At 27.8% G+C, this 23,839-nt stretch carries 17 protein-coding genes and 10 tRNA genes; all 27 read right to left on the reverse strand.

Features of this window, described 5'->3' with window-relative positions; translation table 4 throughout:
* Positions 1-14: 14 nt before the first annotated feature.
* Entirely contained in the window at positions 15-1,241 is a 1,227-nt protein-coding gene (locus MENTO_RS02840) for an HU family DNA-binding protein (RefSeq protein WP_099651354.1), read from the reverse strand.
* A gap of 13 nt (positions 1,242-1,254) precedes the next feature.
* Positions 1,255-3,267: a hypothetical protein gene (locus tag MENTO_RS02845; RefSeq protein ID WP_099651355.1), complete on the reverse strand. Its 2,013-nt coding sequence runs from the start codon at positions 3,265-3,267 to the stop codon at positions 1,255-1,257.
* Positions 3,268-3,418: 151 nt separating this feature from the next.
* Entirely contained in the window at positions 3,419-5,023 is a 1,605-nt protein-coding gene (gpmI, locus tag MENTO_RS02850) for a 2,3-bisphosphoglycerate-independent phosphoglycerate mutase (RefSeq protein ID WP_099651356.1), read from the reverse strand.
* A 15-nt stretch (positions 5,024-5,038) separates the two neighbouring features.
* Entirely contained in the window at positions 5,039-5,860 is an 822-nt protein-coding gene (locus MENTO_RS02855; protein WP_099651357.1) for a Cof-type HAD-IIB family hydrolase, read from the reverse strand.
* 3 nt (positions 5,861-5,863) lie between these two features.
* Positions 5,864-6,610, reverse strand: coding sequence for a triose-phosphate isomerase (tpiA, locus tag MENTO_RS02860; protein ID WP_099651358.1), 747 nt, complete (start codon positions 6,608-6,610; stop codon positions 5,864-5,866).
* 101 nt (positions 6,611-6,711) lie between these two features.
* Positions 6,712-9,165 (reverse strand): hypothetical protein, encoded by a 2,454-nt coding sequence (locus MENTO_RS02865; RefSeq protein WP_167372690.1) that lies wholly within the window; start codon positions 9,163-9,165, stop codon positions 6,712-6,714.
* 100 nt (positions 9,166-9,265) lie between these two features.
* Positions 9,266-9,961, reverse strand: coding sequence for a hypothetical protein (locus MENTO_RS02870; RefSeq protein ID WP_099651359.1), 696 nt, complete (start codon positions 9,959-9,961; stop codon positions 9,266-9,268).
* 86 nt (positions 9,962-10,047) lie between these two features.
* Positions 10,048-10,123: transfer RNA gene (locus MENTO_RS02875), tRNA-Phe, on the reverse strand.
* A gap of 2 nt (positions 10,124-10,125) precedes the next feature.
* Positions 10,126-10,202 (reverse strand) — tRNA-Asp (locus MENTO_RS02880).
* An 8-nt stretch (positions 10,203-10,210) separates the two neighbouring features.
* Positions 10,211-10,286, reverse strand: a tRNA-Met gene (locus MENTO_RS02885).
* 7 nt (positions 10,287-10,293) lie between these two features.
* A tRNA-Ser gene (locus tag MENTO_RS02890) sits at positions 10,294-10,386 on the reverse strand.
* Positions 10,387-10,423: 37 nt separating this feature from the next.
* Positions 10,424-10,500 (reverse strand) — tRNA-Ile (locus MENTO_RS02895).
* A gap of 7 nt (positions 10,501-10,507) precedes the next feature.
* Positions 10,508-10,584 (reverse strand) — tRNA-Met (locus MENTO_RS02900).
* 9 nt (positions 10,585-10,593) lie between these two features.
* Positions 10,594-10,669: transfer RNA gene (locus tag MENTO_RS02905), tRNA-Ala, on the reverse strand.
* Between the two features lie 14 nt (positions 10,670-10,683).
* Positions 10,684-10,760 (reverse strand) — tRNA-Pro (locus MENTO_RS02910).
* A gap of 46 nt (positions 10,761-10,806) precedes the next feature.
* A tRNA-Arg gene (locus tag MENTO_RS02915) sits at positions 10,807-10,883 on the reverse strand.
* A 136-nt stretch (positions 10,884-11,019) separates the two neighbouring features.
* Positions 11,020-11,094, reverse strand: a tRNA-Cys gene (locus MENTO_RS02920).
* Between the two features lie 108 nt (positions 11,095-11,202).
* Complete coding sequence (locus MENTO_RS02925; RefSeq protein WP_099651360.1) at positions 11,203-12,210, reverse strand: Pr6Pr family membrane protein; 1,008 nt, start codon at positions 12,208-12,210, stop codon at positions 11,203-11,205.
* The gene (locus MENTO_RS02930; protein ID WP_099651361.1) at positions 12,200-13,135 is read right to left on the reverse strand and encodes a Pr6Pr family membrane protein; all 936 of its coding nucleotides are present in this window, start codon (positions 13,133-13,135) and stop codon (positions 12,200-12,202) included. Before MENTO_RS02930 ends, MENTO_RS02925 begins: the two co-directional genes overlap by 11 nt.
* 67 nt (positions 13,136-13,202) lie before the next feature.
* The gene (gene potCD, locus MENTO_RS02935; protein WP_099651362.1) at positions 13,203-16,340 is read right to left on the reverse strand and encodes a spermidine/putrescine ABC transporter permease/substrate-binding protein; all 3,138 of its coding nucleotides are present in this window, start codon (positions 16,338-16,340) and stop codon (positions 13,203-13,205) included.
* Positions 16,304-17,419: a spermidine/putrescine ABC transporter permease gene (potB, locus tag MENTO_RS02940; protein ID WP_123809504.1), complete on the reverse strand. Its 1,116-nt coding sequence runs from the start codon at positions 17,417-17,419 to the stop codon at positions 16,304-16,306. Before potB ends, potCD begins: the two co-directional genes overlap by 37 nt.
* A 4-nt stretch (positions 17,420-17,423) precedes the next feature.
* Positions 17,424-18,476 (reverse strand): spermidine/putrescine ABC transporter ATP-binding protein, encoded by a 1,053-nt coding sequence (gene potA, locus MENTO_RS02945; RefSeq protein WP_099651363.1) that lies wholly within the window; start codon positions 18,474-18,476, stop codon positions 17,424-17,426.
* 97 nt (positions 18,477-18,573) lie between these two features.
* Positions 18,574-18,705, reverse strand: coding sequence for a hypothetical protein (locus MENTO_RS03965; protein ID WP_277361061.1), 132 nt, complete (start codon positions 18,703-18,705; stop codon positions 18,574-18,576).
* Positions 18,706-18,826: 121 nt separating this feature from the next.
* Positions 18,827-19,666, reverse strand: coding sequence for a Cof-type HAD-IIB family hydrolase (locus tag MENTO_RS02950; protein ID WP_099651364.1), 840 nt, complete (start codon positions 19,664-19,666; stop codon positions 18,827-18,829).
* 83 nt (positions 19,667-19,749) lie between these two features.
* The gene (locus MENTO_RS02955; protein WP_099651365.1) at positions 19,750-20,670 is read right to left on the reverse strand and encodes a carbohydrate kinase family protein; all 921 of its coding nucleotides are present in this window, start codon (positions 20,668-20,670) and stop codon (positions 19,750-19,752) included.
* Between the two features lies 1 nt (position 20,671).
* On the reverse strand, positions 20,672-22,123 hold the full coding sequence (locus tag MENTO_RS02960; RefSeq protein ID WP_099651366.1) for a glycoside hydrolase family 32 protein: 1,452 nt from the start codon (positions 22,121-22,123) through the stop codon (positions 20,672-20,674).
* A gap of 4 nt (positions 22,124-22,127) precedes the next feature.
* Entirely contained in the window at positions 22,128-23,828 is a 1,701-nt protein-coding gene (locus tag MENTO_RS02965) for a PTS transporter subunit EIIC (protein ID WP_099651367.1), read from the reverse strand.
* Between the last annotated feature and the right edge of the window lie 11 nt (positions 23,829-23,839).

Below are 23,839 nucleotides of genomic sequence, written 5' to 3' on the forward strand. Positions count from 1 at the left end.
AGCAAAAAAGCTATTTAAATAGCTTTAATTTTCTTTTCTAAAACTTCAATTAGTAATAATATTTCTTTTTTAGTCATATTTTTTAACTTTTCTTTAAAAGCCTTTTGATCATATTTTTTATCATTTAGATCTTTTAATTTAATAGCGTTAGTCTCTAGTTCACTTCTAGAAATTTTTATTTGCTTTGAACCATCTACAGTTGATTTTTGACTTACAGTTAGTTTTTCTAAGTTTTCTTTTCTATTTTGTAATTCCTTTTTATTTTGTTTTTCAATATTGTTTAGAACTTTTTGAATATCATCAACTTTTAAATTGCTTTTATTTACTATTTTCACTTGATTAGTATTTATTAAACTTTTATTTTTTTCTGAAATAGCTTTTTTAACGGCTTTAACATTCATAGCATATTTAATTACTCTTGAAGGTTTAAATTTAATAACATTTGTTTCAGGAACAAATATTTGCTCACCTGTTAATGGATTATTTAAAACTTTTGCTGCTTTCATATATTTAAAGAAAACCCCAAAATTGTTTATATTAATTGTTTGATTTTTATTAATTTGGTTTGAAATTATATCAAATGTACTTTGAACTATTAATTTAATATTGGATTTAGTTAAATCCGGATAAATCAATTTTATTTTATGTTCAATATCTTTTCTTTTAACTTGAGGGTATTTTTTTTTTGTTTTTTTAAATCTGTTATTCTCTTTTGGATCTATTACAACTTTAGAATCTACTAATTCAACTTTTTCAAAACTCTTATTCTCAGAAATATTATCAATATTTTGCTTATGTTTTAAGTTAACTTGGTTTTCTTTTATTTGAGTAACTGTTTCATTTGTTTCAACTAGATTATGCAGATTTTTTTTACTTTTTATGATTGTTAAAAGTTTTATAAATAATGAAGTTATGAATCACAAAGTTACAACAATGAAAATTCAATTAATTACTAGGTCTCATAGCACTGGCAATAAGAATCTATAGTTTTCGTACAATAATTTAAAATGAACTACTGATTTTAAACCAATCGGACCTAAAAATAAGTCAACTGTTATTTTTCCGTTTGAAAATCAATTTTCATTTATTTTATCATTTTCTACACTTAAAATAAAAACTTGTTTTCAGTCATTATTTCCTAAAAATTTTTGATTGATTATTTTTAGAATTATGACTAGACTAATAAACACAAAGTAAATTGCAAATATTTTAAATATTTTTTTGTTATTTTTTGTTTGCATATTTTACTCCTTTTTAATAATGTCTCATATTAATTAAGAAACCATTTGTGTCTCTTGATTCACGGTACTCATTTCAAAACATATCTGACTTATTTGAAATTTTTGTATTTTTTCCGTTAATGTTTATTTGCCCTGTGTATTCAGATTTTATGTAGTGATTAAATTGTTTCATTTCTACTCTTATGTAATTAAAATGATATCAACCAGCAAGTGTTCTTGTTCTTTCTAACCCAACAGTTTCAACTCTTAAAATTGAATGCCTCTTTCTAAGATCACTCGCCTTATCGCTATTCAATAAATTTACTATTTTGTTTACATTATCTGCTTGATTAAACGAAGCTGATTGTGGATATTTGTCAAACAAACTTTTAATATCACCTTTAAGTGCTTCATATGTAGTTTCATAATTTTTAACTTTTAATGTTATTACACCAAAACCTTTATATTTTTTTGAAGAATTTTTTGCTTCTATTTTAACTGTAAAAATTGTGTAACCATTATCATTTCAATCTTTTCTTTCAACATAAGTTGCTGTAAAATTAGAATCTAAAGCATCGTCTTGTAAATTTAAAGTTTTGTTGAATTCTGATAAGAAATTATATTCATAAATATCCTCAACTATTTTTGGTGAACTAAGTTGTGCAATTGAATCACTATAGATTTTTGTTAAATGGCTAACTTCTGTTTCTACAAAACAATCATATTTACCTACAAAATTATTACTTCCTTTTTTTGGTGTAATATTTATAGTTGTTAAATATTCGCTTGAATTTTTTGAAAGTGAATTTGGCTTTAATGTTTTTGTAAATTCTAATTCATTTTGAGTTTTTGAATCAATTTTAACATTATGTTCTTGATAAGCGAAATTAATAAAATCTTTCAATTCAGTTTGTTCTGTTATTTTTTCTTGAGGATAATCTTTAAATAATTCATTTATATTTCATTTTAATTGAGCTATTTCATTTGTATGAGCCCCTATTACTCTTCTCGATTTATCCGTAGCAACAGTTTTAATTGAACCTTTTGTTCCAGCACTTGGAGAAGTTATTGTTATATTTACTTCTTCTGCTTTTAAGTCTTCAAGACCTTTAGTTTTTCTTATTTCATTTATTACATCTTCTTCAGTTGTTTGTTCTAATGGTACAAAACTTATAAGTGCTCTAGATAAAGGGATTTTTTCTAAAGCCGGTATTTTAATAATTTTTGAATTCCCAAATACTAAATTAGATTCTTCATTTGGTGCTATTTCTACTCTTCCATCAATCCCAGGAGTAGATTTTATTTTTGAAACCATTATATCATCTACAGAAAAACTTGCATTTTTTAAATCTTTATTATTTGCATTAACATAATTAACAACTTCTTTTGCTATTTGTTCTTCAGGTTTAACATTAATATCTTCAGGATTCAAAATATAATCTTTTAAAACATCATTTAAATCTTTTTTTGGTAAAGCATCAAAAGAATTATTTCAATAACCTTCAATTGCATTTGATCTTGCACTTGCTACAACACTATAAAAGCCATCAGACCCAATTAATTCTTGTTTTTTTGATATGCTTAGGTCTTTTGAATTAACTTTATAAACTTGATTTAGTTCATTATTTATAATGTCTAATATTTCTTCTTGAGTTGTTAAATAATTTATTTCATTAGCATTTAATGTTAAAATTTGATTTATATTTGCCTTCTTAGGGTATATTTCATGTGTTCCTTTTAAAATGAAAGAATTCGGATTCGCTGTTATTAAAACTTTACCTACAAATGAAACATCTGGCTTAATAATTTTAATACTAAAATCTGATTTACTAACTTCCAATAGATTAGAATTTGAATTCTTCATATAATTAATAAGTTCATTTTCAATATCAGTTTTTGACAAATTAATATTTGATACGTAGTAATTGTCAAAAATTTCTGATAAATCAATTTTAGTAGCAGTCGAAACGCTGTTATAAGAGAAAATAGCTGATATTCCAGTAACTGTAAATGAAGATGCTGACAATAAAGTTAATATTTTTTTCATAAAACTCTCCTTGTTGAAGTAAAAATGAAATGTTCTATTTTGAAACGTTTCCAATTTATAATAACACTAATAAATTGACTTTACAACTTTTTTAAAAATAAAAATAACACCTATGAAAAAAACTTCATAAGTGTTATTTAAAAGCAAATAACTATTTTATTTTTTTGATAATCATTGAAGGCTGAGTCATTTCTTTAGGAATTTCTAATCCCATGATTTCTAAAATTGTTGGTGCAACTTTAGCGATAGCTGAATCAAAATCACTTAGCTCAATTGTTTTATCAGTAACGATTATTGGAACTAAACTAGTTGTGTGTTTTTTGTTAGGCCCTCCAGTTTCATCAATCATGATTTCTGCATTACCATGATCGGCTGTAATAACCATTACACCATTGTGTTTTAAAACAAATTCATCATGAATACGTTTTAATTGTTCGTCTAAAACTTTAACTCCTTGAACAGTTGCATCATTATTTCCTGTATGTCCAACCATGTCACAGTTAGCAAAGTTTAAGATAATTAAATCAAATTCATCTTTTTTAATTTCTTCTAATAATTTATCTGTAATTTCAATAGCTGACATTTCTGGCTTTAAGTCATAAGTCGCAACTTTTGGTGATGAAATTAAATCAATATTTGCATGTGGTAAAGTAATTTCTTCAGGTTTTGCTAAACCATTTTTAAAGTAATCGTTTCCTCCATCAAAGAAGAAAGTAACGTGAGCAATTTTTTCAGTTTCAGCAATTCTTAATTGTTTTAATCCTAAACTTGAAATGTATTCTCCTAAAGTATTAGTTAATGGAGTTGGTGGGTATGCTATAAATGGCGAAGTTACACTATCTGCATATTTCATTGTTGAAACAAATCTAATTTTGTCTCCAATGAATTCAATACCTTTGAATGCTTCATCATTTCACGCTGGATAATTATTGTTTGTCATGATTGATGCCATTTGAATAGCACGATCTGGGCGGAAGTTTGTGAAAATCATTGCATCATTTGCTTTTAATTCTGAATCAACAACACTTGCATTGTATGCTGGCACAATCATTTCATCATCTAATCCATTTTCATATGCTGCTTTAACATATTCAATTGGGTCTGTAAATTTAGGTTGATCAACTTTTCTTTCAGTCATTGTTATATATGCTGCTGCACTTCTTTCAAATCTTTTATCACGATCCATTGCAAAGTATCTTCCACTAATTGAAGCTATTTCACCGATATTGTTGTTATCTTTAATAACTTGTAATAATTGATTGATATATTGTTCTGCAACTTTTGGTGCTGTATCTCTACCATCAGTAATTAAATCAAATTTAATATTTGTTAAACCAAATTTAACAGCTGCTTTATACATTGAAATCATGTGGTTCATGTGTGAGTGAACTCCACCGTCAGAGAATAATCCCATTAAATGTAATGCACTATTGTTTTCTTGAACATATTTAAAAGTATCTACTAACACTTCATTTGTTAAAAATCCATCAACTTTAACTTCATGGTTTAATTTTGCTAGAGATTCCATGTTGATTCTTCCAGCACCTAAGTGAATATGCCCTACTTCTGAGTTACCCATTTGCCCTTCTGGTAAACCTACTCATTCACCTGAAGCATGTGCTTTAACTCAAGGGTACATACCCATCATTTCTTTTACAAATTTTTGATCAGCATTAGCAACTGCATTACCAGCACCAGCTTCTTCAATTCCTCAACCATCTAAAATGGCTAAGATAACAGGTTTTTTAACATTCATTTTTATTTCTCCTTGTTATTTATTCAAAATGTACTTGTTAACAAATTCTGCAACAGCACCTTCTGTGTTTTCTTTATCTATATATACTTGAGCAACTTCTTTAATTCTTGGTTCTGAATTTTTTAAAGCTACTCCGATTCCAGCATGCTCTATCATTGGTAAATCATTCATGCCATCACCCATTGCAGCAATGTTTTCTAGTGGAATATTAAAGTATTCTGATAATCAATCAATTGCAAATTTTTTGTTGATTCCTGGTGCATTGATTTCAGCAATTTTTCCATTATTTGTTGCAATATTTAAATTGAAATCTTTTTCAAATTTGTTGTAAAGATTATAATTACCATTGAATCCTAAAATCTTAAAAAAGTTAAAATTAAAATTATCTTTAACATCATCATAGATTAAATATTCTCCGTCAAAAAACCTTCCTTCTCAGTGACATTCTTCATTATAAACATCATTAACTTTTCTTGAAAGAACAACTGTATTTAAATCATCAACATATCCTCATAGGATTGTATCTGTGTTTTTAACTTCTTCAAATAATTTTTTAGCTTGGTCAGATTTAATTGGACTACTTTTTAAAACTTTTTCAGTATTTAAATCATAAATACATCCAGAGTTACATCCAATTAAAATTGCATTCTCTTCAACCAAATTATGAGCTTTTAAATTATTTGGTTTTGCTAAAACTGGTCTTCCAGTAACAAAAGCTACTTTAGTACCAGTTTTAATAGCATCTTGTAATGGTTTAATATTAGATTCGATAATATTTCCCATCTTGTGATAAGAAGTACCATCCATATCTAAAACTAAAAGCTTAATTTCATTCATTAATTATTTTTTGTATTTGATTAATGCAATAAAATCATCAGCTTTTAATGAAGCTCCACCAACAAGTGCTCCATCAATGTTTGGTTGTGACATTAATTCAGCAATGTTTGATGGGTTAACACTTCCACCATATTGAATTGTAATTTGTTGTGCAATTTTTTCATCATAAATTTTTGTTAAATTTTTACGAATAGCTTCACAAACTTTTTCAGCATCTTCACTTGTTGCAGTTTTACCTGTTCCAATAGCTCAGATTGGTTCATAAGCAATAATTGTTTTTAGTGCGTCTTCTGCGCTAATTCCTTTATAAGCTTTTTTAATTTGTGCATTTACAAATGTAACAGTTTTTTTAGCTTCTTTAGTTTCTAAAGTTTCACCACAACAAATAATTGGTGTCATTCCTGCAGCTAATATTGCAGTAGCTTTTTTGTTAACTGTTTCATCAGTTTCCCCAAACATTTCTCTTCTTTCTGAGTGACCAATAATAACGTATTGTACTCCCACTTCTTGTAACATTGAAATTGAAACTTCTCCAGTGAATGCTCCCTTTTCAGCAAAGTGAACATTTTGTGCAGCAATTTTAACATTTTTTGCTTTTTCAATTCCTGTTGTTAATAATGTAAATGGTAAACCTAATCCTGCAACTACATCTGATTTTTTAGCAGCTTTGTCAACTTTTTTTAAAAAAGTAACAAGTTCAGCATTAGTTCCGTTCATTTTTCAATTTCCGAAAATTACTTTTTGTCTCATGATATTTCTCCTCTTGTTTTTTGTACAATTTTAATTATATAACAATTAAAAAATCAATGAAATAAAAAAGATAACAACATTTTAAGTTGTTATCAAAAAAATTATACTGTTTTTTGATTAATTAATTTTAAAGTTTGTCAATCAGAGTTTTCACTTTTAATTTTTAAACTAATATTCGTTGAACCTCAAAATCAATGTTTTACATTACCTGTTATTTTTCAAATAAATTCGCCTTTTGATTCATCAACTGTTTCTAATGACATTTTAAAATACTCATAATCTGTGTCATCTTTAAATAGTTGAATTTTATCTATACTACTGTTTTTATAATTTTTTATTATAAATCTTAATTCTACTGTTTCATCCTTTTTTATTTTCAATTGCTCTTTTGGTCAATTATTACTTGTTTCAACTAAATATGGCAATGCCCAAATTTTTGCTTGGATTTCATTTTTTTGATTAGGATCATCTTCTTGATATAAAGTTATAATACTTGTGATGTCATCTTTTGCAGTTGATGAAACTTTAATAGTTAAAAATTGCTTATTGTTTTTAACTTTGACTTCTCCATTAGTTTCGGCAATAACTTCTGAATTATCAGTTTTTATTCCAAATTTTTTACCTGACAAATTTTTACCATAAACTTCATATGTATTTAAAGATGGGTTTCTCATATCAAAAGTCAAGGATTCATTTTTTTCAAACTCTGCAGGCACATATCATGTACCTTTATTTGAAAAAACCTTTTCTCCCGTGCTACCTAATTTATATTTAATTGTTACTTTATATGATAACTGTTCTTTTTCAATTCACTCAAAGTAAACATCAGAAATGCCACTCATTGATTTCAAATCAGATTCTACTTGTTTTTGTAAATTGGTTTCTTGCCCTTGTTTTCAATTATAATTATTTTGAATATTACTTAACGTTTCATTTATACTATCTGAAATATTAACTTCGGCTTTTGAAATTAATGTAAAAATTGAAACTATTTCTCCGTTTAATTTTAAACCTATTTGCACTTTAGCCTTTTCAGGTAGTGTCTTTATAAATTTATAATAAAATGTAAATTTCTGTTCATCTTTAGAATCATGAACTAGTTTAATTTCTACATATGTTGAAACTGGAAAAGAATTTTCAATTCCTTGAAGTTGTGAAGTAATTTCAAGATTATCTCCCTTAGCTTTATCAAAATCTTTCATCATAATATCTAAAGTTGTTTCATGATTTAAATATCATCCATATTCTGGTTCTAAATTAGAAACTATTTCAGGTTTTGCTAATATTGATGTTGAGAATTCTATTCCATATTCTTTTTCTTCTTCATCTCAAACTTTAATCACTGTTTGAATATTTTTATTGTCATTAGCAACTAATGAAATTTTACCATCAGTATAAGATGCTTCTATTGAAGAATCATCTGAACTAACAGATATTTTCTTATTAGTTAAATTTTTGCCCTTTAAATCAATTGATATTTTATTGTTTTTTCTCATATCAATCGTTTGATTTTCAATCTTCTCAAAAATTGCAGATTCATATTTTAATAGTTTTCCACTTATTGAAGTTGGCCCAAAGAAATCATTTGAGTATGTTAATTTAACATTGTATTTTAATGCTGCCTCGTCTTCTCAAGAAAACTCAGCATTTAATATTCCATCAATTTTTAAGTTAGATTCAACTTCACTTTTTGCTGAAACTACACTTTTATATTCTTTTGACTCAAAAATATTCTTAGCTGTTTTAACAGCTTCTGTTAAGTTGGTTTTAAGTTGTATAACTCCTTCAATTTTTTCAGGACCTTTGCTTTTCTCATCATATTTAATTGAAATAGTGTAGTTATAAGGTGCTCATTGATCCCAAACTAAACTTGTATTTTTTATACCTTCAATATTTTCAAAAGTTGATTTGATAAATTTCGCAGCAGCAGTTTTTGACTCATATTTTTTATTACCATTGGTGACTAATTGATTAGCCGCATAAATATCAGTGCTTAAATTATTTTTTAAATTTATAGAAACTTCTTGTTTTTCTGGTCCTTCAACATTATCCCTATAACTTAAACTGACTTCAAATTTTAATTCATTTCTTGTTGTTGCTATTCTAACAACGCTAACTTGTTCAACACCAGTAATCGATTTAAATTTAACTCTAATACTTTCTTTTGCCTCATCTTCATTATCATAATAAGACATGCTCAATTCTTTAGCAACTTCACTTACGTTTTTTTCGTTGTTAATTTTAATTGCTACATCAAACTCTCCAACTGACGCTTTTTGTCATACATAGCCTTTTTTTAATTTTGCCATAATATGAATAGATGAAGTAGAATCACTTCCATATACACTACCTGTTAATAATTCTATTCCCTCGGTTTTTCAATCAGTTTTATTTTGAATATTTTTTATTGCTTCTTCTTTGCTATTGAATGCTCCGTTTTCATCCAAATATTTTTGAATTTCTGCTTTTAATAGTACTTGGCTGGTTTCCTTATCAGCCGTTTTTGTATCTTTTGTTCCGCCTTTATTTTTATCACCCTTAAAAGAACAAGACACAATTGTTGCGCTTGCTCCTCCAACAATACTAACCGCAGCTAGTAAAGTAATTGTTTTTTTTCATTTCCCTAACCTCTTTCGTTTTATTTTATAAATAAAATTAGTTAGTTAATGGTGGCATGATTCTCATTTTTTCAGTTTTATTAATTTTAGTTTTTAAAGATTTAAAAGTTAGTTCACTTTCCTTAACTGTATACGCTAAAAAATGTTTTATTAAATTAATAAAAACAATTTCATTATTTTGATCACATTCATCATTTTCGTTATTTGTTGGTTCATATTTTTGAATTCACAAAGCAAGATCAACTTCGCCTTTATTTTCAATTAGTCAGTTCTTTTTAAAAATATAACTTATTACTATATACAAAATAAGACTTATTATGATAATACTCATTACTAAAAAAACAATGGTAACTATTTGAATTGATAAAGGCAAATTCTCTTTAAACCTGTCAATAAACATAAATCTTACAAGTTTAATTGCTAAAAATGGGATTATTAGGCTTAAAAGTTTAAATATTGACTTTATATTCTCTTTCTTAGTTAAAACTTTAATATTTTTATTTTTAATTAAATCTTCATTATCTCTTGAAATGAATCTTATAGTTTCAGATGTTAACAATATTATTAAAATAATTGAAAAAAGATTATTAACTTTTTCAATAATCATGTTAATTGCTTGATAGTTATTTGTTTTCATAACCTCAAAAGATAATAAAAAGGCAAACAAAACATATGCAGAAACTATTACATAAGTTGAAAAATAAATCATTTTTTTGAATTTTGGTGCATGCATCTTGTTAACCTCCTATTTTTTATTTATAAATAATTTTACTCTTTTAAAAAAATAAAAAAAGCACATAAGTGCTTAAATTTTTTTAGTGGTGGTTGTGGACGGAATTGAACCGCCGACACGCAGAGCTTCAATCTGCTGCTCTACCAACTGAGCTACACAACCGATGGCGACCCCAACGGGACTCGAACCCGTGATCTCCTCCGTGACAGGGAGGCGCGATAACCAACTTCGCTATGGGGCCATTAAAAATGGTTGCGGGGGCAGGACTTGAACCTACGACCTTCGGGTTATGAGCCCGACGAGCTACCAACTGCTCTACCCCGCGATAAAAATGGCGGAAGATGAGGGATTCGAACCCCCGCTCGGGTTTCCCCGACTCTCGGTTTTCAAGACCGATCCCTTCAGCCGGACTTGGGTAATCTTCCATGTAATATTCAAGTTGCAACCATATTTATTAGCTAATGGTGGACCTTATTGGACTTGAACCAATGACCGTCCGGTTATGAGCCGGATGCTCTAACCAACTGAGCTAAAGGTCCTTAATTATGGTAGCGGGGGCGAGATTTGAACTCGCGACCTTTCGGGTATGAACCGAACGCTCTAACCAACTGAGCTACCCCGCCGTAAAAAAATGGTGGACCCTATCGGGATCGAACCGACGACCCCCTGCGTGCAAGGCAGGTGCTCTCCCAGCTGAGCTAAGGGCCCACAAAAAAATATAATGGTCGGGAAGACAGGATTCGAACCTGCGACCCTTCGGTCCCAAACCGAATGCTCTACCAAGCTGAGCCACTTCCCGATACGACAATGTTATTACTTTTTCAATAATAACATTAAAATTTAATTGGTGCGCCCGGAGGGACTCGAACCCCCAACCTTTTGATCCGTAGTCAAACGATCTATCCAATTGATCTACGGGCGCATTTGTTATTATTGGTACACCTCAATTTAAGGGACTTTTTTATTATAAATAAGTTTTACAAAAAAAACAATAGATTTTTTATAAAATTAAATTTTGCAAAAAAAATCGTTCAGATAGCTGAACGATTGAATTTATTTGGAGGCGGCAATCGGATTCGAACCGATGATCAGGGTGTTGCAGACCCATGCCTTAGCCACTTGGCTATGCCGCCATTAAATACTATATAAGTATATAAAAAAAATCTTATTATGTAAATTGATAGTTGCACTTTTAAAATAATAATAAAAAGTCAGACTTTGATGTCTGACCAATTTATGTATTATTTTTTATCAATTCTTTTAATTATTAAATACTTATATAATGATGAAAAACCAATATAAATTGCCGCTATTACAACAACAAAAATAAAGAATCATACAATACCTGGTATTCCTAATAAACCATCTTTAGCGGGTGTAGTAACTTGCAAGAAAAAATATGGATAAGCATACATTGAAGTTGGAGCAGTTCCTCCTGCTTCTTTTATTAATCCTCTAATAATTGCATATACACCATAACTAATTAAAATTATTATTCCTTGCATTCAGTTTTTATGTAAAAACTTAGCTGATATATTTTCTTTTGAATCATGATGCATTCCAAAAATAATATATAATACAAATGCAATAGGCCCAAATGTATGGAAAACTTCATTTTCAATTACAGATGTAGCACTAGGAAATATTGCTTGAATTAAAGATTTGCCATTTCCTAAGCTTGTTGCAATAACAGTTGGTCTTAAACTTAGCTGATATATTAAAAATGTAATAGTTATAAATGTTGCTGTTAATATTGCACTGTTAGTACTTAACAATCCTTTTTGCCCTTCATTTTTAGGTTTAATTAATGATGTTGTGATTCATACTAATACTAGGAGATTACTTAATAAAGTAAAGAATGAACTTCTGAATCAAATTTCTTCAAAAGGTTGATAATTTGCATGTAATGTTTTAGTTTCACCAACTAATGTAAAGTTTATTGATGCTATTATGTTAAAATGATTTTCACTTCCATTTTTTGTAATAATTAATCAGTCATAATTTTTATCAGCTGCGTAGTTTATAAGATCATTAATGTTTGTAAAACCTTTTTCTTTAATAAGTTCATTAATTTGAGAAACATAAATGCTTGAATTAATTATTGGTTTTAAATAACTCATAAGTAATACTGCAGATAGTATAATTACGAAAGTTAACTTAAATCAAAATTTTCAATCTTTCAATGTGTAATTTTTAAAATATCATGAACTAATATTTTGTTTTTTTAATGCGAAATAATTATTTTTCATTATGCATACCTCTTTTTATTTTTTTAGTAATAATAAAGCTATATAAAAATGTAAAACCAATACATATACTTGCAATAACTACCATAAATATTAAAAATAAAACTATTCCCGGTAACTCAATAGCACCCATTTTAACTTTTGCTTCAGTTACTTGTAAAAATGGATATGGGAATGCTTGTTGACTAGACCCAGGAGTTCCACCAGCAACCATTAATAATCCTCTGATAATTGCATATGCTCCATATGTAGTTAATCCCAATATTCCATATATTCAAGTTTTCTTTAATTCTATAAATGAAAGCTTATCTTTTTCTTCTCATTTAACTGCAAATAATATGTAAACAACAAAAAATATCGGTGCTACAGTATGAAACATTTCGTTAACAAAATGACTCATGAAATTATTTGCTATATCTGAAACTGTAATTCTTAATATAAAATTGTAAAGTAAGAATGTTACTGTAATATATGCTGCAAAAATAATTGAAGTTCTATTATTTAATATTCCTTTTTTTCCTTCATCTAAAGGCTTGAATAATGCAACATACATTCAAATTAAAACTAATAAATTACTAATTAATGTAAAAAATGAAGACATCTGAACAAATTGTTCAAAAGGTTGATAACCTGCATTTAAAAAGCCTTCTTTAGTTACTGTAAAAACTAGCCTAGCTTCTGTTGCTTTTGATATATTTAAACTAGTCAAAACCTTGCTTAATTCTTCACTACTAATATCAGAACTTAGATTTAAGTCATTAATTTGTTTTACAACTAAAGACATATTTACAAATAGTTGGATATAGCTAAACAAAACTATAAATGTCATTAAAACTATAAATATAATTTTGTATCATAATCTTCAGTCAGTTATAGAATAATTTTTATGTCAATTTAAAAAGTATTCTTTGTTTAATTTAAAAGTCATCAGTGTATTTCCTTTCAAAATAAAAAGTATATAACCTTTTGAAAGATTATATACTATTTTTAAAAATTTATTTACTTGTGCGAAGCATATTGAATGCATCAACCAAGATTGGATCGTATGTATTATTATTAAAGAACGGTTGTAAATTACCTTCGTATTTTTCTTTATGTAAAATGATTGGTTCAAATAAAGCTTTATAATTTTCATACATTCCGCCATCACCTACAGCTGCTTCTAAAGTTTCTTTAAAACCTGTTGGAGTTCCTGTAAATTCTGAAATATCTTGTGCATGTTTTATGTAAAAATTGATAAAGTCATAAGCTACATCCTTATGTTTAGAATTTCTAGCCATTACTAGGTTATCAGAATAAATATTTGTTGTTTCATACTTATCTTCAGTTCCTTCAATTTTTGCATTTGGTCGACCATATAAGAAATTGATTTTATCTTCTCTTTCATTTCTTGTTAGTGAGTCTTCTTCAGTTTCGCCACTTCCGCCTTCTTCTTCACCATTGTAAATACGATTGGCTAGTGCGGCATCACCATTATACATAACAGCAAAATCAAATTTTCCATCACTGGCATTTTCAATCAATAAATCACCTTGCAATGCAACGTTATTATTTTTTAATAAACCTTTTAGTTCATTTGATGCTGCATTAATTGACTCTTTAGAAGTAAAGTTACCTTCTCCAAATAATTTTTGTCCTGCAATAGCAAAAACATTTTTTGGATCTTCATTAAGAAGAACTTCTTTTCCTGCTGCTGCTGCATCTCATAAAATTCCTCATGATAAAGCTGAATTTTTCATTGTATATGTAGCATGTTCATCATATGACTCACCTGCAACTACATCTGAAAGAACTCCATTAACTGATGTTTTGCTTAAAACTTCTGGGTGTGTTTTAAGTAATCACTTAATATTTTCCCCACCCTTGTCATTGCCTTTTGAATTAGGATTAACAACAATTATTAAATCCCCTCATAGGTATGGTATTGAATAATCAACAATTGTTCCTGTGCCCAATGTTTTTTCGCTATCTTCAACATATTCAACTTTGCTTTTTGTCATTACGTCAAGTAAATCGTTGCTAATTGTTTTTGGGTTATTTTCTTCAGCTTCATTTTCAAATTTAGCAGTTTTATTGATTCCAGCATGTAATTGTTCACCAACTTTGAAATCATCAGAAACTACATTTAACTTTGAATAGTCCAATGCCTCTAACTTACCTTCATTAGCTAATTTTTGAACCATGTAATCACTTGGAACCATTAAGTCATAACTAAAAGTGTAAAGTTTGTTATAAAGTGTTTCGTTTGAATCATATACTTGATAATTAACTCTAACACCATACTCTTCTTCAAACTCTTTAATTAGAGAAGCATCAATGTATTCTCCTCAATTACCAATAACTAAATCATAAATATTATTCATTACATAAGCTACTGTTAATCCTGTAAATGAAACTAAAGCTAAAATTGTTACCATTGCAATTTTTCATGTTCTTGCAAAGAAACCCTTTGTGAAATTAGTTTCATCAATATCGCTTGGAAAATATTTTTCTTTTTCTTTTGATATTTTAATTTTTAATTTAGAAATTTTTTCATTTTTAGATTCAATTAATTTGTTTAATGTTATTTCAAATTTAGCTATTTTATCCTGTTTAATTTCTTTTAAATTAGCATCATTAGGATTTTGCATTATTTGTTTATTAATTTTACTTGTTACACTAACTTTTCTAAAAGCTTGTGTGCTAATTAAATCTAATTTTGCAGCTAAATCACTAATTTTATTTTCATTTACTCGTTTAACTTCTTTTAATTTTTCAACGATCATTCTCAATTTAAAGTTATTTTTACCTTCTTCAACTTCAATTTTTCACTCTTCATAGTATTTGATTTTTTTGTTATACCAGTTGATTGTTTTTTTAGAAGGATTCTCTTCTGCCTTAAATTCTTTTTTCAATTGCTTAATTTTTTTGTTAATAGAAGCAGCTTTTTTAATTGCTTCTTTTTCTTGTTGAGTAATTCAAGCTATTTCCTCAGATAGGAAAGTTATTTTTTCTTCAACTTTTTCTAATTGAATAGAAAGCTTAGCAGCTCTTTTTATGTCAGTTGCCTTATTAATTTGCTTTTGCAATTGTTTTTGCTTTGCTTTAGCTTTTTCTAATCTAACACCATATCTTTTTTCTCTATTAATTGTGTTTTGCAATTTATATCTTTTTCATTCTAATTTAGCTATTTTTTTATCATAGTTTTTTGAACTTGCAAATTTTAGCTTTAATTTTAAAATGTAATATTTAAATCAAACGTTTATTCTTTTTGATTTTTTAGTTTTTGTGATTGTTTCTAAAGAGATTAATAAATCATTAATTTCTTTTTCAAGTCTATAAATAGTTTTAGATTTGTAAGTTCCATTTTTAATTTGTAACTTAACTTGTTCTTTTCTTTCTTTTGTGAAAAGAACAGCATTTCAAATTATTACACCAGCAGCAATTATAGCAACCATCATTGTTCCAAATGCAAATATGTATGGTTTTATTCTTTTTGTTGAATAAATAAATGAAGCAACATTAGTTTGATCACCACCAGTGAAATAAGAAATAATGAAATCATCAAAACTCATCGCAAATGCGATAACTGTAGCAATTATTATAGCTGGCTTTAAGATAGGTAAAATTATTTTGAAAATTACAGTTCCTGTTTTAGCACCTAAATCATAACTTGCTTCCACTATTGATTTATCTACTTTTCTTAGTCTTGGCATAACTGTAATTAATACGTAAGGAACGTTAAATGAAACGTGAGCCATTATTAATGTGAATATACCAAACTTAACTCCGCTTAATAAAAAGATAATCATTAAAGCAACAGCTGTAATAATATCAGCATTAATTAAAGGGATGTTTGCAATTGAATTTCATTTACTTTGTTTTCTTTTTGATACACGACTTAATCCAATTGCAGCCATTGTTCCAATAACAACACTAATTACTGTTGATACAACTGCAACGAATAAAGATGTGATAATAGATTTAATAAAGGGAGAATTTTTGAAAAATTCTTCATATCATTTTGTACTAAATCCTGATCAGTTAGAAACTGAACTACTACTGTTAAATGAAAAGAAAATCATTACGGCAATTGGGATATAGATTATTAAAAGAATTATAGCAAAGTAAGTTGATCGGAAGAATCTTTTCATGATCTAGCTCCTTTCTTTTCAAATTTATTACTTATGAATTTTGAAACTACCATTAGTAAGAATACAAATACAGCTAATACAACACTTATTGCTGCACCAAATCCAAAGTCACTACCTTTAAAGAAATAAGATTCAATAATTGATGTAATTAATGTGATTTTTCCATCACCCATGTATTGAACAACAACTAATGATGTAGCTGCTTGTAATAAAACTAATGTTAATGCTGTTATAACTCCAGGCATTGAAGATCTAAAAGTTACTGTTCAGAAAGTTCTAAATTTAGAACACCCTAAATCCATAGCAGCTTCTTCAATGTCAACTCTTCTTGATTCTAGTGAATCATAAATTGGAGTTATAGCAAATGGAAGAAACATATATGTCATTCCAATAATAATTGCTAATTGTGTTCCCAATGCACTTGGTGCCATTATTAAAAATAAACTTCTTAACCCTAACACTTTTAATAGCATTGAAATTCACATTGGCATAGTAACTAATAGTCACATATTTTTTGCTAATATTTTTGATCTCATTTCTGACATAATTAGCGCAATAGGGTATCCGAAAATGATACACATTAATGCAGCTAAAAATGCGTAGGCTATTGTCAAACCTATAGTTCTCATAATTCCGCCTGTTGAAAATATTCTAATAAAATTTTTCAATGAAAATTCGAACATTTTCATATCCCCACTTGGTTGAACTACTGAATAAACAATAATAGAAATTATTGGTACTATAACTAAACAAATCATAACTACAAAAAATGGTAATAATATTGGTCAAGCTTTACCTTTTCCAAAATTAAATAATTTTGTTTTGTTTAATGTTTTGTTTATTTCTTTTATTTTTTGGCGAATTTTTTGTTTGTTTTCACGAGCAATTTCATTATCGATTGCTGTTTCAAGTTGTTCTTGATCAAAACCTTCTTTTTGTTTTGATTTTGGTTTAATTACTTTCTTAAAAAATGATTTACTCTCTGATGATGAAATACTTTCTTTATTTTTCAAAGAACTTTCATCTAAATTAACATTAATTATGTTTTCAGCCTCTACAGCTTTTGAAACTTTTTTCATTAATTTATTCTACTTCTTTCCACATTACGTGAATAGCTTGGTCGTTTCATTTAATTGAAACTTTATCATCAATTTCGAAAGTATGTGTTGTGTGTATTTTTCAAATTCTTTTTTTAGTTGTTTCAACTAAAACTTCTCAATGAACGCCTTTAAAGACTGTGTTTATTACAGTCCCATTAAAGTATCCTGTGTTTGTTTTCTTAATTTCAATATCTTCTGGTCTAATAACAATATCAATTGATTTTTCATCTTCACCAAAGTTTGTGTCATCACAGACAAAATTTTTACCATCAATTTTTACTTTATTGTCTTCAACAAAAATTCCATCTTCAATAATGTTTGATTGCCCTACAAATTTTGCTACTCATAAGTTTTCAGGTTCATTGTAAATATCTTCTGGTGTTCCAATTTGTTGAATTGCTCCTTGATTCATGACAACTATACGGTCACTAATACTTAATGCTTCTTCTTGGTCATGTGAGACCATCAAGAATGTAATACCTATTTCTTTTTGTAGTCTTTTTAACTCTTCACGCATGTGTTGTCTTAATTGAACATCTAATGCAGCTAATGGTTCATCCAATAATAAAACTTTCGGTTTCATAACTAAAGCTCTAGCAATAGCTACACGTTGTTTTTGACCACCTGAAAGATCATTAATATTTCTGTCTTCAAATCCTTCTAATCCAACTTGTCTAATTTGTTTTAGCACTTCACGTTGTAGAATATCTTTTTTAGTTTTCTTGGTTCTTAAACCGAATGCAATGTTATCAAACACATTTAAATGTGGAAAAAGTGCATAAGATTGAAAGATTGTATTAAACTGTCTTTTGTTAATTGGGATAGGCAATAAATCTTTACCTTCAAACATAATTTGCCCACTGTTTGGTTTTTCAAAACCAGCTATGATTCTTAAAGTTGTTGTTTTTCCACAACCTGAAGGTCCTAAAAGAGTAATAAATTCTCCTTCTTTAATATTTAAATCTATACCTTTTAAAACAACTTTACCATCATAGTCTTTAGTCACATTACGTAACTCTAAGATGTTATTTTCCATTTTGGTTTCCTCTTTTATTCATATATGATTGTTAAGTTTATAAACTCAAAAAAATGTCATCATATGACAAAATAGAAGTCGTTATTTATATGACTTCCTACTTAAGGGAGAGGCTCTCAGTTTCTAAAATAGTTTCAAAAATTTGGGCATGACTAAATGCAACATCTAATCATTCAAGAATTAGATATTGTTGTGAATTTGAAATTTCTTTAAATAGTAATAAATTCATGCTTGTCTCCTTTTAAAACAACTAAATAAATTGTATATTAATTATTCAAAAAAATGTAGAAAAATTTAGTTTTTGAACATTAAAAAATGAAGCTATATAAACTTCAATTTCAAAATTTATTTTATTTAAAAACATTTTTAAATAAATAGTCTCCTACTCCGCCTTCTCCAGCTGTTAAATAAGTAACATCATCAGCAACTTGCTTGACTGCATCTTTAGCATTTTTCATTGCTATACCTTTGCCTGCTCACTTAATTGCTGCAATATCATTTTCACCATCTCCAAAGTAAATAACATCTTTTGGATCAATGTTTAATTGCTCTGTTACATATTTTAATCCATATGCTTTATCGACTCCAACTGGGTTTAACTCTATATTTGCATGCGCATCAGACACATAACTAAATTCAAAAATAGAAACATCATTTTTTTCTGCCAATTCTCTAAATTTTTGCATATGTTTAGCTTTACCAAAACAAATAAACTTACTTACTTTTAATTTACTAAAATCAGTTTTACTATTGTAACTTATTAATTTTTGTCTTTTTGTTTTAAACTTCATAAATGTTCTAAACGCACTTATTTTTTTATTAGCATACGCATACTTTTCATCTTCAGAATAAGCAAAAATTTTAATTTTATTTTTATTTGCACAGTCAAACAATTCTTTTGTTAATCTTATGTCAAAAGAAACAGTATAGTAAATTTTTAATTCACCTTTATTATCATGATTAAAACTAAAAGATTGACCTCCATTTTGTGAAACAAATGGATATGAAGAGTTATCTATTTGTAACTCCTTTGCTATATGATGAATTGTTGTTAAATTCCTTCCTGTTGCAATTACAACAGGAATATTTAATTCTTTTGCTTTTAAAATCGCATCTTTAGTTTTCTGATGAATTCCAGTTTTATGATCAAATACAGTTCCATCAATATCAATTGCTATCATTTTTATCATTTAAGTTACCTCTTTTGTATTTAAATAAATTATACTTTATCGATATTTAAATAAAATAAAACTAAGAATAAATCTTAGTTTTTTTAGTTTAAATGCTCTAAGAAACTTAATGCACCTAAATATTGAACTGTTTGATTAGCAAACATATTAGATTTTTTAATAATATTCGCTATTTCCTCTGTTGATGAATTTTCATTAATATTTAATGTTACATATTCATTAATTAAATTAGAAATAAAAGCATCACCAGCACCAGTAGTATCAACTAAATTTTCAGCTAATATTGTTGGAACATAGTTCAATTTATTTTTTCATCCAAAAATAGTATCATTACATCCACGAGTTATACAAACTAGTGCAGTTGGATTTTTTTGCATTATTGTTTTAATTGCTTCTTCCTGATTTTCAATTCCTGTTAATAAGAATAATTCATCTTCTGAAAACTTAATTAAACTGGCTTTTTCCATGTACTTTTGACAATGAATTTTAAATGCTTCAATTTCTTCATTAGTAACTCAAAGTTTGTCTCTAAAGTTAGGGTCAAATGAAAACTTAATTCCATTTTTAACTGCTAATTCAAATAATTGATTATATGATTTTTTTAAATTTCCTTCTAAGAAACCTGTAGCACTTCCAAAGTGTATAAAATCTATTTTTGAAAGCTTTTGACTTTCTTCTTTATCAAGTTGGTATTCAGCATCACTATTTCTAATAAATTGGAAAAATCTTTCTTTATTTTCATCTAGTGTAACTTTAGCAACTGTTGTTGGCTTATCAGTAACTTGAATAAATTCTTCTTTAATATTAAATTTTTTAATAAATTTTTTAATAAGAGCTGAAAATTCATCATTTCCTAAAGAACCCATAAAGTAACTATTATTTTTGTTAATTGCTCCAATTGAGCAGGCAACATTAAATGATGCCCCACCAACTTCACTTTTAATTGTGTTATTTTCTGAATAAATATCCATTAACACTTCTCCAATTGAAACTATATTTTTCATATTATTTTCCCTTTAACTCATTTTTAAATATTATATTATTTCAGTTGTATGAATACCCTATTAATTGATTAACTTTAATATTTTTAATGTCTGTTTGAATTTGATTGTGTTTATCAATAAAAAATCTAACTGATATAGCATACTGACCATCATTTATAAAAATTTCCATTACACTTCTATCAATTAAAATTCTTAAATTTTTAACATTTAAATTACCCAAGTTAATTATTGAAGGTAAATTTTCTTCGTCTTTGAAAGTGGTATTACTTCTATCAATAATTAATTCATTATTCTTGTTTGAAATTGAAATATTTTCATTCTTGTCATTTTTAAGTCTAATTTTAAAATCACCATTAATTTGATCAGCGATTATTTCACTTAGACCGTTTTCATAATTATAAGAACCATTTAGTAAAGAAATTTCATCTTTTCTTAAAGCATCCAATTCCTTTATTGGTAATTGATACAAGCGATCATTTTTAACATATAAATCTCTTGGTAATGTAAGTTGATTACTTCATGTTGTTAATTCTGGTGGGAAAGGATTAGACTTAGAATTTCCTAATCATCCTAACATAATAACTCTTTCACCTGTATTACTAAATACTTGAGGCGCGTAAAAATCAAAACCTAAATCAATTTTTATTAAATCAGTTTTATATTTAAAGTTAATTTCATTATCAATTTCAACTTCTCTGTATTTTACAAAATGGCTGCCATCTTTTAGCGGCGCATCTTGTTCTAAACAAGCAAAAACATATTCTCTACCATCTAATTTAAAATAGTTTGGACATTCTAACATATAAGCTTCTTGTTCATCATTTTCATCAAATTTAATATCTTTAAAATTTTCTCAAGTTTTACCATTAAATTTGTAAACATTTAGCATAGCTTTTAAATCAGTTGTTTGAGCACCATTCAACATAAATAATTCATTATTCTTTTCAAACACAATAGGATCTCTATAATGACCTGAATATTTTGTTAAATCAGCTTCAAATAATAATTCCTTAGTTACTAATTTTTCTTTTAAATCAATAAATGCTTTTAAAGTATACGCAGTTCTATCAACGTCATTAAACTTAATATTTCCTGTGTAGTATATTTCAATTTCGCCACTTTCATTTATTCTAGCGCTTCCTGAAAATACTCCATTTATGTCATATTTAGTTGAAGGGATTAAAGTTAAACCCTCATAGTTGTAATTAATAAAGTCAGTTGTTGTATATAAAGCTCACGACTTATTAAAATGTTGAATACTAAATGGACAACTTTGCATAAAAATATAATACTTACCATCATGATAAGTCAATCCATTTGGATCGTTTGTTGATCCTGAATATCCAGCTAAATGAAATTGATTATTATATCAATCGCTTTGTTTTTTATCATGTCATTTTTGAATATCGCTAAGATCTTCATTGCCTATTAAGTAATATTTTTCTTTTTGCATTTTATTACTCCGCTTTGCTTCTTCTAAATTTAATTTTGTCAAATTTTACTTTGCTTTTTAGTTCATCAAATTTTAAACCTAATTTAGTTTTTTTAGCTTCAACACCCTCTTTGAATAAGAAGAAAGTTAGTAAGAATGCCGAACTAAAGGCAATTATATTAACTCCAATGATTCCTAATAATTTAACTCAGTCTCCTGTGTATAATAATAATCCTGGTATTACAGTAACTCCCATTCCTGGACATGTAACATTTAATATTCCTGCAAATAATCCACCAAAAAATCCACCAATTGATGCATAAATAAATGGTTTAACTTTTGGTAAGTTTGTTCCAAAGATTGCTGGTTCTGTAATTCCGAAAAATGTAGAAAGAGCAGCTGAGAAACCTAATTCTTTGTCTGATTTATCTTTTGCTTTAATTGCAACAGCCATTGCTGCTCCACCTTGTGAAATAATTGAAGCAGTTCAAATAGCATTGAAGATTGAACCTGCTGGTGCTGCTCCATTTGCACCTGGTAAACTTCCGTCAATAACAAGTTGCATTTCAAGACCTTGTAATACTTGGTGACAACCTGTAATAACAATACCTTGTAAAAGACCTGCTATAATAGCTGTTCCGAATCCATATTTAATTGATAATATTGCTTTTGTTGCAATTAGAATTCCTTGTTCAACCATTAATAGGATTGGACCAAAGAAGAATAATGCAATCAATAATGCAAATGTAATAGTTAAAAATGGTGTAAAAATCATGTTAACTGATTTTGGCATTCAAGATTTAATTCATTTTTCTAAGTATGCTACAACAATACCAATTATTAATGCTGGTAACACTGAACCTTGGTATCCTGTAATTGGAATAATTCAAAGTTTAATTGGTGCAACAGCAGCGGTTGTTGGATCTCATACACTTGTCGCATTTGGCACATTACCCATTCACTTTAATCCTGCCTTAATTCATGCATTATAAATATCAAGTGGTGCTTTTCCCAATGTTAATTGTTCTTTGTAAAAATCATATTGCGCATTATATGATGCAATTGATCCTTTATTTGGTAATAATGGACTAACTAACATTAATCCAATAATAATACCTAATACAGGATTTCCACCGAATCTTTTAACAGTTGATCAACAAACAAGAACTGCTAGTGAATCAAATGCTGTTTTTGTAACGATATCTACAATTATTCAAAGCAATGAATCTAATTGAGCTCCAGAAGGTTTAATAATTTGCTTTAGTAATGCAGAAACCCCCATTGCTAACCCGGCAGCAACAATTGCGGGAATAATAGGAACAAATATATCTCCTAAAACTCTCATACCCTTTTGGATTTGACCAAAGAATCCTGTTTTATTTCTTAAAGCTTCTTTATTTGCTTTTGCTTGTAGTTTAAAATCTTCCAATTTATCACTATTTAATTTTTCATCTAATGGAGCATTACTTACTTCCATGATTTTTTGAACTTCTTCATGAACTGCTTCAACAATTCCACTACCTAAAATAATTTGTAGTTGGTTTTGTGCGTAGTTTATTCCTTTAGTTAATGAAGATGCTTTAATTTCAGCTTCATTAACTTTTGTCTTATCAACAAGATTTAATCTTAATCTTGTAACACAGTGCAGGTAAGATTCAATATTGTCCTTACCACCAGCTGCATCAATAAAACGTTTCGCTTCTAGCGCATAGTCTTTCTTTTTCATCTTTTCCTCTT

Source organism: Mesoplasma entomophilum (genome assembly GCF_002804125.1).
Classification (GTDB): domain Bacteria; phylum Bacillota_I; class Bacilli_A; order Mycoplasmatales; family Mycoplasmataceae; genus Mesoplasma; species Mesoplasma entomophilum.